Raw genomic sequence first — 14,642 nt, 5'->3', positions numbered from 1 at the left:
TTTAGAATTTTACTATTTACCTTCTTCTCTATCCACTTTTAACAATCCTCCCGTATTCGGATCAAAATAAACTTTGATTGTAGAATTCTTATTGAATAAGACAGGAGCCAGATATTCTATCACACCGAATTGAGTTATAGGAAGTTCACCTTCGTAAAGTTTCTTTTTACCGTCGGTCAATGTAATCATTGCTTGTCCGGGCACGTTGTAGGCGATTCCATCCAAATCTTTCTTCTTTTTACCGTCTTCCTGTGGGATCTTGACAGATTTCAGGTCTTTCAAGCTGATATAAAACGGAGTTCCTGCCAGGTCATTATTAGCAACTACGCCTAGCTTCTTGGAGAAGCGGAAAGCAACTTCGTTGTTGAATTCCTTGTCCGGAGTAAGACGGACGGTGAATGTCTTCTCTTCCTTATCACGAGTGCCGGAGAACATTTGAGTCATGGCTTCTTCCTGTGCATTCAGATTATCGAGCATAATTTTAAGCTGTGCTCCGTCTGAAGGCATATTGTCAGCTTGTCCGCGCAATAAGGCATTCTTGCTTTCGCGGATGTTATAGATCTCTTTAGCTACCAGTTCAGCCATCTTCGCGGTAGAGCTGGCCATCAGGATTTCTTCGGTCAGGAATTCGCGGGGATTCGCTATTTTTGAGAGGACAGTGGGAGCAGGAGCTGTTTTCTTGTCTGAACTGCTTTTGCTGTAAGGCACATTGATGGTTTTCACGATGCCGTCCTCTGTCAGTTCCATAAGCGGTGCTACTGTTTTATCCTTCAATTTTACGAAGTAAGTAGTTTCGCTGTTGGGTACTCCTATGGATTTCACTTTCACACTAGCCAGTTCCCAATACTCTTCGGGTTCGGTGGAGACGTTGGCCAATCGCAAGTAACGATCAGCGTATTTGCTGAATTCTCCTGGAGTATAGTTGACTTTGTTGGCTTTTATTTCAAGCTCTATTTGGGTTTTGGGAAGGCTGTAGACTACTCCGTAATCTTTTCCCCGGGTAACTCCCGTCAGTACTTCGGTTTGTGCATAGGCGGACGTTGCCATCAGTAGTCCCGCTGCTATAATCAACTTTTTCATATTCGGTTCTTTTTAACTGGTTTTGAAAACAAAGTTAATGAAGTTATTGAAAAAACTGTAAGTTCTTAACTTTTATTCGCTTACAAGTCGCCATGCTGTCGGCAGACAGGTGATAATATCGCTTGCGATCATTCCGATCATTCCCTGCTTCTTTTGAGCGACATCGCCCGCCAATCCGTGAATGTAAGTGCCGATTTTAGCGGCTTCTTCGGTTGGATAACCTTGGGCGAGCAGTGCCAGGATTACTCCGGTCAATACGTCACCACTACCTCCGGTTGCCATTCCTGGATTCCCGGTCGGATTGAAGAAACATTTGCCTTCGGGGGTGATGATGGCGGAATAGGCTCCTTTTAAAACAATGTGGACATGAGCGGCATGAGCCAACTCGCAAGCCTTCATCAGACGTTCGTAGGAATCCTGACATTTGCCGGTCAGACGTTCCAGCTCCTTCGGATGCGGGGTGAGGATGGAGCCTTTCGGCAGATGTGTAAGTGCGTGGCGGTGGTTGGCAAGGATATTAAGTGCATCGGCGTCTACTACAACAGGGGCTTGGCAGTGTTCCAGTTGCTCCAGTAGGGCAGCTTCCGTTTCTTCATTTCGTCCCAGTCCCGGACCGATGCCGACTGCTTGATAATCATCTGTGGCGGTGGGTACGGCAAAACAGGTCTCGTTGGCGTCGGTTTCTACGATTGCTTCAGGTATGGAAGTCTGCAAGATGTCGTTGTTACACATTGGTGCATGAACGGTCAGCAGCCCTACTCCCGAACGGAGGCAGGCACGGGCGGCGAGAGCACAAGCTCCTGCCATTCCTTTTGAACCGGCTATCAATAGTGCATGACCAAAGTTTCCCTTGTGGGCAAACTGTTTGCGTGGTTTGATGAGTGAACGGATCTCCTCTATTTCCAACATCTCGTAGTTTGTTTCCGTTTCTTCAATGCCGTCCTCGCTCAATTGGATATCCAGTAATTCCCATTCTCCTACAAATTCAGTGTTTTCTGCGAACAAAAAGGCGAGCTTCGGCAGTTGCAGACTGAAAGTAACGTCGGCACGGATTATATTGGTTTTTACGTTGAATGTGTTTTCTTCTCCCATTAATCCCGAAGGAATGTCGATGGCTACTACCATGGCAGGGGAAGAATTAATGTATTTCACTACGGCAGCGAATCCTCCGCTCAATGGTTTGTTCAGGCCGGAACCGAACAATCCATCAATAACCAGATGATCGGGTGTCAGGACAGGAGGGACGAATTGGGTACTAATTTCATGGAATGCCACTTCTTCCATCATTTCTACCAGTTCTTTGTTGGTCTGGCAGTCAGGTGAAAGTTCTCCCTTTGGGTTGAAGAGATATACTTCGAGCTTATACCCTTTTTCAGCCATCATGCGGGCTACGGCAAGGGCGTCTCCGCCATTATTTCCCGGTCCGGCAAAGATGGTGACCGGTGTTTCCGTATTCCATCTGTCTGTGATGGCTTTAGTTAATGCAGTTGCTGCACGTTCCATCAGGTCGATTGATGCAATAGGTTCGTTCTCAATGGTATAAGCGTCCAATTTCTTGATACTGCTGCTTGGAAATATTTTCATTGCGATGTTCTTTTAGTTTTCGGATTACAAATGTACATGATTCTTCTGACTTTTCCCGTTTGTTGTGGGAAGAAAACTTATTAATTATAAGGAGATGAGCTGCAGGGAATAGGGAAGTAAGTTGTCCGTGACCCATAGCAAAGTTCTTTTCTATAGGTTGCAAAGTTTTTGAGTATAGGAAGAAAACTATAATTGCAACTTTTGATTATATAAATGAAGCTTTCATTTATATAAACGCAAGCTTTGTTTTTATAAATGCAAGTTGCATTTATAGATTTTAGTTAGTGAAAGGGAACTTTTCAATGAGTCATTAGTAAGTTTATCATTGATAGAGAGTAACTTTGTTATGAATAGATTGGGAATGATCTGTAAATGTATCGGACATAGTCTGTTTGGTTTTGGGAAAAATCTGCTTTTGAACAATTTAAGTGTTTGATTATTTGCGGTTTCCAATAAAAATACTATCTTTGGGGTAGGTGATGTGTATTGCATCATTTTCCTATGCTCACAATGAATAAGATTATAAATAATAGATTGTTTAATCTTTTAAAGTTTGCATGATGGAAAAGACAAAGATTGGCTTGAATGCCGGGAAAGTATGGCGCATCTTAAATGAAAAAGGTGAACTTTCCATGTTCGATTTGTGCCGTGAATTAGGTTTGACGTTCGAAGACGTAGCTCTTGCTATTGGTTGGCTGGCTAGAGAAAGCAAAGTCTTTTTGAGGAAGAGGGAAGGAATGCTTTTTGCCAGTGTCGAAAATGTCGAATTTACTTTTGGCTAAAGTGGTAAGTAACCTGCATGTAAGATGGATCTCCATTTTGTTATTTATACAGCTAAAAAAATAATGAAGTGGACCGGTAGGATTTTTTATGCTCATTTTTATTATTCCCCCTGTATTCCTGTTTGATAAGAACTTTCTTTTTTTAAAGCATTTAATCTATTTTTCGTACCTTTGCACCCCATAAACTACTAAACACATAAATTTATGAGTGCATTGAAAGGGCATCCGAAAGGTCTTTATCTGATTTTCGCGACAAGCACGGCAGAGCGTTTCAGTTACTACGGTATGCGCGCGATCTTTATTCTTTTCCTGACGCAGGCATTATTGTTTGACAAAGAAGCGGCAGCATCCATTTACGGTAGCTATACCGGATTAGTCTATTTAACTCCTTTGATTGGCGGATACATTGCTGATAAATATTGGGGAATCCGTTGCTCTGTGTTTTGGGGAGCAGTGATGATGGCAGTCGGACAATTCCTGATGTTCATGAGTGCCTCTACTTTGGATAATACGGAACTTGCTCACTGGATGATGTATGGCGGACTCGGATTCCTGATCTTGGGAAATGGTTGTTTCAAACCTACCGTTTCTTCTCTCGTGGGGCAACTTTACGAACCGGGAGACAGACGGCTGGATGCTGCATATACCATTTTCTATATGGGAGTGAATGTCGGTTCCTTTGCCGCCCCTTTGATTTGTGGTTATCTGGGTGATACCGGTGATCCGCACGACTTTAAATGGGGATTTCTTGCAGCCGGAATCATGACACTGTTCACCGTTGTACTTTTTGAAACTCAAAAGAATAAATATCTTTTCTCTCCCTCCGGAGAACCAATCGGTATTATTCCCGATGCCAAACGTGAAAAGAAAGAGGAGATAGCCGAGCATATCTCACACCCGAAGATGGATAAGCGTACCAAGATACGTAATACCCTTGTAATCACTATTCTTACAGTTGCTTTAATAGCCTTCTTTAATTATGCTTTTGAGGGTGATTGGGTGAGCATCGGTATTTTTACCGCCTGCATTGTTTTCCCTGTCCTCATCCTGCTGGACGGATCATTAACTAAGATCGAACGTAGCCGTATTTTTGTTATCTATATAGTAGCTTTCTTTGTCATTTTCTTCTGGGCGGCTTACGAACAGGCAGGAGCCTCTTTAACCCTTTTTGCCTCCGAACAGACCAACCGCGATATTTTAGGTTGGGAAATGCCGGCTTCGTGGTTTCAATCCTTCAATCCTCTGTTTGTTGTTGTTCTGGCATATATAATGCCGGGTGTGTGGAGCTTCCTTAACAAACGAAAGATGGAACCTGCTTCTCCTACCAAACAAGCGATTGGCTTGCTACTTCTTTCTTTAGGTTATCTTTTCATCTGTTTCGGAGTGAAAGATGCCATCCCCGGAGTGAAGGTAAGTATGATTTGGCTGACAGGACTTTACTTTATTCATACAATGGGTGAAATAGCCTTGTCACCTATCGGACTTTCAATGGTAAATAAGTTGAGTCCGCTACGCTTCGCCTCTTTGATGATGGGAATCTGGTATCTGTCTACTGCCACAGCCAATAAATTTGCAGGCATGTTGAGCGGACTTTATCCGGAAGCCGGAAAAGTGAAATCAATCTTTGGTTATCAGATTGCTACCATGTACGATTTCTTTATGGTATTCGTTGTCATGTCCGGTGTTGCTTCATTGATTCTGTTCCTTCTCTCGAAGAAATTACAGAAGATGATGCACGGGGTAGAATAAAAAATCGTATTTTTGCAAGGTTATTTTTAAAATTACCGGTTATGGATACCATTCAGATAAAAGACAAACAGTTCACTGTTTCTATTAAGGAACAGGATATTCAGAAAGAAGTGATTCGCGTAGCGAACGAAATCAACCGCGACTTGGCAGGTAAGAATCCGCTCTTCCTTAGTGTGTTGAACGGTTCATTTATGTTTACCGCCGACTTGTTGAAGCATATCACCATCCCTTGCGAGATTTCGTTTGTGAAACTGGCTTCTTATCAGGGAGTGACTTCCTCGGGAGTGATTAAGGAAGTGATCGGACTGAATGAAGACATTGCCGGACGCACAGTAGTTATTGTGGAAGATATTGTGGATACCGGGCTGACCATGCAACGCCTGTTGGATACACTGGGTACACGCAACCCTGAAGCAATCCATATTGCTTCTCTGCTAGTGAAGCCTGAAAAACTCAAGGTCAATCTGAACATCGAATACGTAGCAATGGAAATCCCGAACGACTTTATCGTAGGTTACGGATTGGATTATGATGGTTTCGGACGCAACTATCCCGATATTTATACAGTAGTAGATTAAACAGTTAATATTAAATAGGTACCAGTTTAAATGGTAAATAGTAAATCGTTAAATTGTAAATAACAAAATGTTGAACATCGTAATTTTCGGTGCTCCGGGTTCAGGAAAAGGAACACAGAGCGAACGTATTGTAGAAAAGTATGGAATCAATCACATCTCAACAGGAGATGTATTGCGTGCTGAAATCAAGAATGGCACAGAACTGGGTAAAACAGCTAAAGGTTACATCGACCAAGGTCAATTGATTCCTGATGAATTAATGATTGATATTCTGGCAAGCGTATTCGACAGCTTCGAAGATAGCAAAGGTGTAATTTTCGACGGTTTCCCAAGAACAATTGCACAAGCTGAAGCATTAAAGAAAATGTTGGCAGAAAGAGGACAGGATGTTTCTGTAATGGTTGACCTGGATGTTCCGGAAGAAGAACTGATGGTACGTCTGATTAAACGTGGTAAGGATTCCGGTCGTGCTGATGATAATGAAGAGACTATCAAAAAACGTCTGCACGTATATCATTCACAGACTGCCCCACTGATCGACTGGTACAAGAATGAAAAGAAATACCAACACATCAACGGCTTAGGTACTATGGAAGGTATCTTTGCTGAAATCTGCGAAGCAGTAGATAAATTGTAATTTAGTAATCTTACTAATTATCAATACACTATTATAAATGAATAAGTCAGTCAGTAGCCGGAGTATTCTACTTAACTACTCTAACTACTGACTACTTTAACTACTTAAAAAGAATATGGCTGAATCGAATTTTGTTGATTACGTAAAGATATACTGTCGCTCGGGTAAGGGCGGAAGAGGCTCTACGCACATGAGGCGCGAGAAATATTGTCCTAACGGAGGTCCCGATGGGGGCGATGGTGGAAGAGGAGGTCATATCATCTTGCGCGGTAACCGTAATTACTGGACATTGTTGCACTTGAAGTATGACCGTCATGCAATGGCCGGTCATGGTGAATCGGGGAGCAAAGGACGTAGTTTCGGAAAAGACGGTGCGGATAAAGTAATAGAAGTACCCTGTGGAACGGTCGTTTATAATGCCGAAACCGGGGAATATCTTTGTGACGTAACAGAAGACGGACAGGAAGTGATTTTGCTCAAAGGCGGTCGCGGTGGTCAGGGTAACTGGCATTTCAAGACGGCAACCCGTCAGGCTCCGCGTTTTGCGCAGCCGGGAGAACCGATGCAGGAAATGACCGTTATCATGGAGCTGAAACTGCTTGCCGATGTTGGTCTGGTAGGTTTCCCGAATGCGGGTAAGTCAACTTTGCTTTCTTCTATTTCGGCTGCCAAACCGAAAATTGCAGATTACCCGTTTACTACGCTCGAACCCAATCTGGGTATCGTTTCCTATCACGGTGGAAAGTCTTTCGTGATGGCGGACATACCGGGTATTATCGAGGGAGCCAGTCAGGGTAAAGGCTTGGGACTGCGTTTTCTGCGTCATATCGAGCGCAATTCATTGCTGCTGTTTATGGTTCCGGCAGACAGTGACGACATTCGTAAGGAATACGAAGTCTTGCTGAACGAACTGCGTACTTTCAATCCTGAAATGTTGGACAAGCAACGTGTGTTGGCTGTCACCAAGAGCGATATGCTCGATCAGGAATTGATGGACGAAATAGAACCTACATTGCCGGAAGGCATTCCCCACGTATTCATATCTTCTGTTTCCGGTTTGGGTATCTCGGTGTTGAAAGACATTCTTTGGGAAGAACTGAATAAGGAAAGTAATAAGATAGAGAACATCGTTCACCGTCCGAAGGACGTGACCCGTCTGCAACAGGAGCTCAAAGACATGGGCGAAGATGAAGACATCGTTTATGAATATGATGACAATGTTGATGATGACGACGATGATATCGACTATGAATATGAGGAAGAAGATTGGGAAGAAAAATGATTTCACTTACAAAAAATAAAGAGTTGAAGGGATATAAGTCACTCATGTCATATCCCGAAGTAGCTCATTTCGTAACTACACGTCACGGAGGTGTTAGTACCGGGACTTATGCCTCTTTCAACTGCTCGCCTTATACGAATGACACGTGTATGAATCTTGTCCGTAACCGGCATCGGTTGCTTCAATTGATGAAGTGGGAAATACAAGAATTATTCTTTGCAGAGCAGCGACACGGTGCCGTGAGCATAGTGATTGATAAATGGTACTTTGATGCTCCGGAAGGAATGAGGCAGGATGTTTTGAGAGGTGCCGATGCTTTAATTACCAATATACCGGGGTATTGCGTTTGCGTCATGACTGCGGATTGTGTACCCGTATTGTTGTATGACAAGAAGTTGCAAGTGGTAGCTGCCATTCATGCCGGATGGAAAGGAACGGTGGAGCATATTGTCAGCAATGTACTCGAACACATGAATGAGATGTTCGGAACGCAAGGCGAAGATGTGGTAGCTTGCATCGGACCGAGTATTTCGCTCGAATCATTTGAAGTAGGCGATGAGGTCTACGAAGCTTTTAAAGAAAGTGGTTTCGATATGTCCCTTATTTCTGTTAAAAAGAGGAAAACCGGAAAGTATCATATCGACCTGTGGGAAGCAAACCGGATTGAATTACTGAATGCCGGAGTGCCTGCAGAACAGATAGAAGTAGCTGGCATCTGTACCTATATTCATCATGATGAATTCTTCTCTGCACGTAGACTGGGTATAGACTCCGGCCGTATCTTGTCGGGAATAATGATTAGAAAGTAATAATCAGTACCTATAACCGTATAGCACTGATGATTAGTTTATGATAAGTTATGTTTGAAATAAAAGTATCTAAAGAAATAAAAGACGCATGCCCGGTTTTCGCCGGAGCCGCCGTGTATGCTGCAGTGAAGAATACTGCTTACAGCGAAGGTCTTTGGCACGAAATCAATGCTTTCACCGAACAACTGACTTCCACAACACAGATGGAAGACATCAAACATCAACCTGTTATCTTTGCTACCCGTGAGGCTTATAAACGTTGTGGCAAAGACCCCGGACGTTATCGTCCGTCAGCCGAAGCTTTGCGTCGCCGCCTGATGCGCGGAATCCCTTTATATCAGATTGATACGTTGGTAGACCTGATTAACCTCGTGTCTCTTCGTACGGGACATTCTATCGGTGGCTTCGATGCGGATAAAATACAAGGTACACACCTTGAACTCGGTATCGGTAAAGCTGGAGAACCGTTTGAAGGCATCGGGCGCGGTGTGTTGAATATTGAAGGATTACCCGTATATCGCGATTCATTCGGAGGAATCGGAACCCCGACAAGCGATCACGAACGTACGAAAATGGATCTCGGAACTACTCATATTTTAGCGATAGTCAACGGTTATAACGGGAAAGAAGGCTTGAAAGAAGCTGCTGAAATGATTCAGACTTTATTAAGAAACTATGCAGAATCGGATGGAGGCGAAATCATGTTCTTTGAATAATGCGGCTCCTTTTTCCGGCTTGAAAAAGAAAAAACACATGAAAAACATACTTATTTTACTGACTGTTTTATTATTGCCACTGGCTGTCAACGGACAGAATAAACCTTCATTCTCTGCCCGGGAAGTGAGCGATGTCCGGGTAGCTACTCCCGGACTATTTGCTAAAGGAAATCACATCTATCTGCATTTGGACTCCTTGAAAGACCATGAATATGCTTTTCCATTACCCGGAGGAAAAGTAATCTCCGCCTATGGAACTCGTGGAGGACATTCGGGAACAGACATTAAAACTTGTGCAAAAGATACGATTCGTGCTGCTTTTGATGGAGTGGTACGTATGTCGAAACCATATTATGCCTACGGGAATCTAGTCGTTATCCGTCACGCTAACGGATTGGAAACTCTTTATAGCCACAATTTCAAGAATCTGGTTAAAAGCGGTGATATCGTAAAAGCCGGACAGCCTATCGCACTAACCGGGCGTACTGGCCGTGCCACTACCGAACATGTGCATTTCGAAACCCGTATCAACGGAGAGCACTTCAATCCGAATCTGATTTTCAACCTGAAAGAGAGAACATTGCGGAAAGAATGTATCAAGTGTACCAAGAATGGGGGTAAAATCGTTGTGAAGACTCACACTCCTGATAGTCGGGTTGCGCAGAATAAGAAGTAAACTATTATGGTACAAACCGTATGCAAACAGGTTTGTCTATTTTAATATCCCGGTGCACGTCCGTTAGCAATCCCGTGTCTGCATCTCTTTCATAAACTTGTATCACATTGCTATCCCTGCAAGCGACTAACAGATATTTACCATTAGGCGTGATGATGAAATTACGCGGATGAATCCCTGTAAGTTGATAGCCTGTTTTCGTTAACATTCCGTTATCCGGATGAATCCGGAAGATAGCGATGCCATCTGCTTTCAAGCGATTACTGGCATATAAGAATTTTCCATCCGGGCTGATATGAATGTCTGCACTTCCTTTGGCTCCCACAGTATCAGCAGCTATCGTTTGAATCTCTTTCAGGTTTCCGTCTTTATATTCAAAAGCAATGACTGTGCCCGATAACTCATTTATCAGATAAGCATAGTTACCGTTCGGGGCAAATGTCAGATGGCGGGGGCCTGAACCGGCTTTTACTTTGTAGGCCGCTGGTTGTCCTTCTTTAAGGAAGCTCTCTTGGTTGGTAATATCTGCATCCGGGTTGATGACATATTTATGTATTTGGTCTGTTCCTAAATTATCAGCAAACAGGTATTTTCCATCCGGAGTAATCCGTATACAGTGCAAATGAGATTTTTCCTGCCGTTCCTTGTCTACTCCCGAACCTTCAAACTTCAGGATATCGGAAGCAGGAAGGAGAGAGCCATCCTTGGCAATAGGAAAAACAGAAATACTGCCTCCGCTGTAATTGGCAGTCACTACATTCTTACCATTAGTGATAATATAGCAAGGGTCTTCGCCTCCGGTCTTTTGTGAATTTAATAGTTGGAAAGTGCCTTTCTCTTTATCGAAAGCCAATGCATTGGCAGCAGCCCGCTCATCATTAAATTCACTGACTGCATAAACGAATTTTCCGTCAGTGGATGGAACAAGATAAGAAGGATTCTCTATTTCTACTTCACTCAACGGGACAGCAGTTCCGTCTTTTTCATTAAAGCGGAAGCTATAGATACCTTTACTGGTTCCTGAAGTGTAAGTACCTACTAACATCGTTAATTCATTTTCCGTAGTATCGGTTGTTTCCATATGAGTCTTTTTTTTAGATGTGCAGCTACTGATACTGATTCCGAATAGACAAATAGCAGCGAATGACTTGAATATAAATGCTTTAGATAAAAATCTCTTCTTCATAAGTAGCATGTTATTGGTTGGTTCTTCATGATGCTTTTTCATTTTAAGTATAAAATAGCTCTGTAAAGATAATGCTTTGATATAATATTTGCTAACGTCTTCTCGTAATTTAGAAAACATTTCCTATCTTTGTACCCTTGGAAAGCGTTCTAAATAATCGCTATTCTGTACGAATAAGAATTTGGGGTTGACTGGATTTGACAGCGGGCAGAAATGGTAGGTAAGCATGCAGTGGGTCGGTAATTTCCACTTAAATATCAGTTATCAAAATTTTATCTGGCGAAACTAATTACGCTCTTGCTGCTTAATCGAATCACAGTAGATTAGCTTAATCCAGGCACTAGGTGTCAGGACGAGACATCACTCGGAAGCTGTTGCTCCGAAGCATTTCGGTTCAGTGGTGCAGTTACATCGGGGATAGTCAAAGGCGGCCTCGCACCTTTGATGAAACTTAAGAGGATAAGGCAGGAATTGATGGCTTTGGTTCTGTTCCTGCACGAAAATTTAGGCAAAGATAAGCATGTAGAAAGCTTATGATTTCCTCGTTTGGACGAGGGTTCGATTCCCTCCAGCTCCACTTAAAAAACAAATGAAAGCTCTGATTATCAGAGTTTTTTCTTTTTTCTTATCTCTTTATTCCCCCATTCTATTCCCCATTAAAAGAGCCTAGACTTTATACTACTTTAACTTATCGATTAGTTTACTAGTATCATAAAATCGTATTTTCAATCGATATAGAGATAAAATGGGAACATACCACATTTCTCCTCCTTTCTACAATACCATCCTCAATAAAGATACTCTACTAAAAATAAAAATGGATGCTAAGTTTTACGCTATCCACATCAGCCCATCGGAAAGTGAACTTTGGGCAATGGGGAATACAGAATAGGAATAAGCCATAGCCATTCCGGCAACGAACTGAATATGCACTGTCATTTGATTGTGAGTCGGAAAGATCAAACAAATAAAAGAAGCTGTCACCACTTACCAATCACAAAACACCAAAAAAGGAATGATAACGGGAGGTTTTGATCGCGTTAACTTATTCCAACAAGCGGAAGAGGGCTTTGATAAGCTGTTTAATAACAATTGCAGCAAACTGAATCATTTGATTACCACAATACGATGAAGAACGGTTCCACATTCAAACAGCTTAAACTACAGAAACATCAAATATCAGGTTTATCTATATCTTTTATTTCATCAGGAACGAACCTCAATGTTTACCCTGAGAAAGAAATACAAAAGCGTAGACGAAAGAAGAAAAGTATAATAATTCATACTATGCAAATCATTAATATTTAAAGTTCTATACACTTTATAGTTAGAATTCAACATATAGTAAAAGAAAAAAATAAATCACACCATTTCCACTACATATATTAGCTATTAGCCAAAAACACTACACATAATTTGGCTATTTGTTAAATAACAGCTAAATTCACCAACTGCCAAAGTTACCCATACTTTGCGCTTAATTCATATTATAAAAACTATAAGGAAATAAGATGGTATTAAAAGACTTAATTGGAAGAGGGTATTTCCCAAAAGAATTACCCCCATCATTTGACACATCAGATTTAGCAAATAATTCGACTTCTATTCTTTCAGACTGGAATACAATATTTGAATTAAACACCAATATCAATAGTCCAACTTTTCCCGTAGCTAAATTACTTGAAGAAAGCAAAGCTCAATATAAAGAGAGGAAAAAGAAGCATAGAGATGACTTCATGTCACAATATGGTTCTTCTAGAGCTGCTATATATTCTATTTCAAAAGGGAAATTATCAAGGCGTTTTCTTCAGATACCCAATCCGAAACATTTTTCTATTTTATCAGAGAAAATAACTTCCTATTGGGCTAATTATGAGGCTGTATTTAAACTTTCGGACTATTCTAAAAGTTATCCAGTTGTTGAAATTGCAGCAGATAAAAGATCAGTCTCAACAAACAGTAGGAATGTTGCTGATTTTAAGAATTCATTACTCAAAGCATCCATTGATAAATTAATAGAGGTTCGAGTTGATATATCAAAATTTTACCCGTCAATTTATACTCATTCTGTCTCTTGGGCATTATTGGGTAAAGAAAAAGCTAAATATTATTTCAAACAGAAAGATAATATTGAAGCATTAATTGCAAGAGGTGATGCAGATGCAGCCCTCTATAAATATGCAGAAAGTGTTGATAATGCCATAAGAGCTTGTCAAGAAAGACAATCAATTGGAATACCAATAGGTCCTGACACTTCACATATAATAGCTGAAATAGTTGCTTGTCGTATAGATAGTATTTTAAAATGTAAACTAAGTTCTATTGATCTGAAAGCCTGTAGATATTATGATGATTATTATATATATGTTTCATCGAAAGACGAAGCAGATTTAGTTTTAAAATGTCTGCAACTTATTTTATCAGATTTTCAGCTAGAAATAAATGAAAGCAAGATTAAGATACGTGAATTTCCATTTGCATTTGAAGATGAGTTTACTACTATACTACATACCTTTGACTTTAAAAAAACAAATCAATCAAATAATATAAAACACTATTTTAGTTTAATTTGGGCATTTGCGGAACAAAATCCTAAAAAAACAGATTGGATCTTCAAATATGCTTTAAAAGTTTTCGAGTTCTCAGCTATTGTAATTCAGAAAAAATGTTGGGAAACATTTGAGAACTTAATGATCAAAACAGCTTTAATCGAGCCTGCCATTTTAGACATCTTTACCCGAATATTTATTACATACAAAGCTTATATTAGTATCGACTCTAAAGAAAAAATAAAAAGGCTCATAAATGCAATTATCAGAAGTCACTGCCCTGTTAAACATAGTTTTGAAATTAGCTGGGCTTTATGGATTGCAAAAACATTTGAAATCGAGATTGAAGAACAATCAGCTAATAGTATCATTGAAACAAGAGATAGTGTCTCAAACTTAATTCTTTTAGATTTAATCAATAATTCAACTTTAGTAAAAGGACGTCCAAGAATAAGTGACATTGAAGCAGAATTAAAAGATGATATTTTAATGTCTGAAAATTGGTTATTAGCATACGAAGGAGTAAAAAAAGGTTGGTTAACTCCTATTGAAATGGATTTGCTCGATAAGAATCTATTTTTTAAAATACTAAAAGATAAAGATATAGAATTCTATAAAACGACAAAACAGCTAAAAACATATATCTCTAAAGAGGGACAGAAAAATGAAACGTTTATTACAGGACAACAAACGAGTCAAATAAGTGAACAATCAAATCAAGCAACACAAGAAGTAAAAAGCCAACAAATGAGTGAACCAATTGATTTTTTTATATCAGGGCTCTATTTCTAAAATTAGTATGGCTAATATCATTGTAAATTCCCAAAACACTCCGATAGCCCTTGATTGCTATAGTAATTCAACAAGACTATAGCAATTCATGGGTTATACAGGTGCCTAATTGGGATTTACTTCTTATTGATCAATCATATTAAATGTAAGCATCCGATAAAGTACACTATAAAAAATGGCTGTATCTCCTTTCCTGGTAAGCAGCCATCTATCGTTGTATCT

12 protein-coding genes, 1 other RNA gene and 1 pseudogene are annotated in these 14,642 nt (G+C 40.6%); 11 read left to right on the top strand and 3 right to left on the bottom strand.

From position 1 onward, the window contains the following. Positions 1-12 precede the first annotated feature (12 nt). Both I2I13_RS00065 and I2I13_RS00060 read right to left on the bottom strand, forming a co-directional pair. Positions 13-1,080 (bottom strand): DUF4831 family protein, encoded by a 1,068-nt coding sequence (locus tag I2I13_RS00065; protein WP_195648412.1) that lies wholly within the window; start codon positions 1,078-1,080, stop codon positions 13-15. 72 nt (positions 1,081-1,152) lie between these two features. Further along, positions 1,153-2,664, bottom strand: a complete 1,512-nt coding sequence (locus tag I2I13_RS00060; protein ID WP_195648411.1) for an NAD(P)H-hydrate dehydratase — start codon at positions 2,662-2,664, stop codon at positions 1,153-1,155. A gap of 557 nt (positions 2,665-3,221) precedes the next feature. Between I2I13_RS00060 and I2I13_RS00055 the strand changes: the two genes are divergently transcribed. The 8 genes from I2I13_RS00055 (at position 3,222) to I2I13_RS00020 (ending at position 9,893) form a co-directional block, all read left to right on the top strand. Next, positions 3,222-3,446, top strand: coding sequence for a winged helix-turn-helix domain-containing protein (locus I2I13_RS00055; RefSeq protein ID WP_148364407.1), 225 nt, complete (start codon positions 3,222-3,224; stop codon positions 3,444-3,446). A gap of 204 nt (positions 3,447-3,650) precedes the next feature. Next, complete coding sequence (locus I2I13_RS00050) at positions 3,651-5,195, top strand: peptide MFS transporter (protein WP_195648410.1); 1,545 nt, start codon at positions 3,651-3,653, stop codon at positions 5,193-5,195. 41 nt (positions 5,196-5,236) lie between these two features. Continuing rightward, complete coding sequence (hpt, locus tag I2I13_RS00045; RefSeq protein ID WP_004304676.1) at positions 5,237-5,773, top strand: hypoxanthine phosphoribosyltransferase; 537 nt, start codon at positions 5,237-5,239, stop codon at positions 5,771-5,773. A 67-nt stretch (positions 5,774-5,840) separates the two neighbouring features. Beyond that, on the top strand, positions 5,841-6,410 hold the full coding sequence (locus tag I2I13_RS00040) for an adenylate kinase (protein ID WP_195648409.1): 570 nt from the start codon (positions 5,841-5,843) through the stop codon (positions 6,408-6,410). A 115-nt stretch (positions 6,411-6,525) separates the two neighbouring features. Next, positions 6,526-7,692 carry a GTPase ObgE gene (gene obgE, locus I2I13_RS00035; protein WP_074557362.1) on the top strand — a complete coding sequence of 389 codons (1,167 nt, stop codon included), beginning with the start codon at positions 6,526-6,528 and terminating at the stop codon, positions 7,690-7,692. Further along, positions 7,689-8,501, top strand: coding sequence for a peptidoglycan editing factor PgeF (gene pgeF / locus I2I13_RS00030; RefSeq protein WP_195648408.1), 813 nt, complete (start codon positions 7,689-7,691; stop codon positions 8,499-8,501). The genes obgE and pgeF overlap by 4 nt, the downstream gene beginning before the upstream one ends. 50 nt (positions 8,502-8,551) lie before the next feature. After that, entirely contained in the window at positions 8,552-9,217 is a 666-nt protein-coding gene (locus tag I2I13_RS00025; protein WP_195648407.1) for a B3/4 domain-containing protein, read from the top strand. Between the two features lie 37 nt (positions 9,218-9,254). Then, positions 9,255-9,893, top strand: a complete 639-nt coding sequence (locus I2I13_RS00020) for a M23 family metallopeptidase (protein WP_148364410.1) — start codon at positions 9,255-9,257, stop codon at positions 9,891-9,893. A gap of 4 nt (positions 9,894-9,897) precedes the next feature. On the opposite strand, the gene I2I13_RS00015 is transcribed toward I2I13_RS00020, so the two are convergent. Continuing rightward, on the bottom strand, positions 9,898-11,079 hold the full coding sequence (locus I2I13_RS00015; protein ID WP_195648406.1) for a lactonase family protein: 1,182 nt from the start codon (positions 11,077-11,079) through the stop codon (positions 9,898-9,900). A gap of 183 nt (positions 11,080-11,262) precedes the next feature. Here I2I13_RS00015 and ssrA point away from each other — a divergent pair. The 3 genes and pseudogenes from ssrA to I2I13_RS00005 all read left to right on the top strand — a co-directional run bounded on the left by ssrA (position 11,263) and on the right by I2I13_RS00005 (position 14,420). Further along, positions 11,263-11,659: a transfer-messenger RNA gene (gene ssrA / locus I2I13_RS00010) on the top strand. Positions 11,660-11,824: 165 nt separating this feature from the next. Further along, positions 11,825-12,258: pseudogene (locus I2I13_RS24400) on the top strand (DUF5712 family protein); the annotation flags it as partial. Between the two features lie 332 nt (positions 12,259-12,590). Beyond that, positions 12,591-14,420: an RNA-directed DNA polymerase gene (locus I2I13_RS00005; protein WP_122201280.1), complete on the top strand. Its 1,830-nt coding sequence runs from the start codon at positions 12,591-12,593 to the stop codon at positions 14,418-14,420. Positions 14,421-14,642 lie beyond the last annotated feature (222 nt).

This window comes from Bacteroides sp. D55t1_190419_B8, assembly GCF_015558905.1.
GTDB lineage: Bacteria > Bacteroidota > Bacteroidia > Bacteroidales > Bacteroidaceae > Bacteroides > Bacteroides vicugnae.
Note: the sequence above shows the minus strand (reverse complement) of the source record. Positions and strands in the feature narration are given on the sequence as shown.

What these genes read in the sequence shown, in the direction of transcription:
- pgeF (WP_195648408.1), top strand. Translation starts at nt 7,689, where the DNA reads ATGATTTCACTTACAAAAAATAAAGAGTTGAAGGGATATAAGTCACTC.
- I2I13_RS00015 (WP_195648406.1), bottom strand. Translation starts at nt 11,079, where the DNA reads ATGAAGAAGAGATTTTTATCTAAAGCATTTATATTCAAGTCATTCGCT.
- I2I13_RS00040 (WP_195648409.1), top strand. Translation starts at nt 5,841, where the DNA reads ATGTTGAACATCGTAATTTTCGGTGCTCCGGGTTCAGGAAAAGGAACA.
- I2I13_RS00025 (WP_195648407.1), top strand. Translation starts at nt 8,552, where the DNA reads ATGTTTGAAATAAAAGTATCTAAAGAAATAAAAGACGCATGCCCGGTT.
- I2I13_RS00060 (WP_195648411.1), bottom strand. Translation starts at nt 2,664, where the DNA reads ATGAAAATATTTCCAAGCAGCAGTATCAAGAAATTGGACGCTTATACC.
- I2I13_RS00055 (WP_148364407.1), top strand. Translation starts at nt 3,222, where the DNA reads ATGATGGAAAAGACAAAGATTGGCTTGAATGCCGGGAAAGTATGGCGC.
- I2I13_RS00065 (WP_195648412.1), bottom strand. Translation starts at nt 1,080, where the DNA reads ATGAAAAAGTTGATTATAGCAGCGGGACTACTGATGGCAACGTCCGCC.
- I2I13_RS00050 (WP_195648410.1), top strand. Translation starts at nt 3,651, where the DNA reads ATGAGTGCATTGAAAGGGCATCCGAAAGGTCTTTATCTGATTTTCGCG.
- hpt (WP_004304676.1), top strand. Translation starts at nt 5,237, where the DNA reads ATGGATACCATTCAGATAAAAGACAAACAGTTCACTGTTTCTATTAAG.
- I2I13_RS00005 (WP_122201280.1), top strand. Translation starts at nt 12,591, where the DNA reads ATGGTATTAAAAGACTTAATTGGAAGAGGGTATTTCCCAAAAGAATTA.
- obgE (WP_074557362.1), top strand. Translation starts at nt 6,526, where the DNA reads ATGGCTGAATCGAATTTTGTTGATTACGTAAAGATATACTGTCGCTCG.
- I2I13_RS00020 (WP_148364410.1), top strand. Translation starts at nt 9,255, where the DNA reads ATGAAAAACATACTTATTTTACTGACTGTTTTATTATTGCCACTGGCT.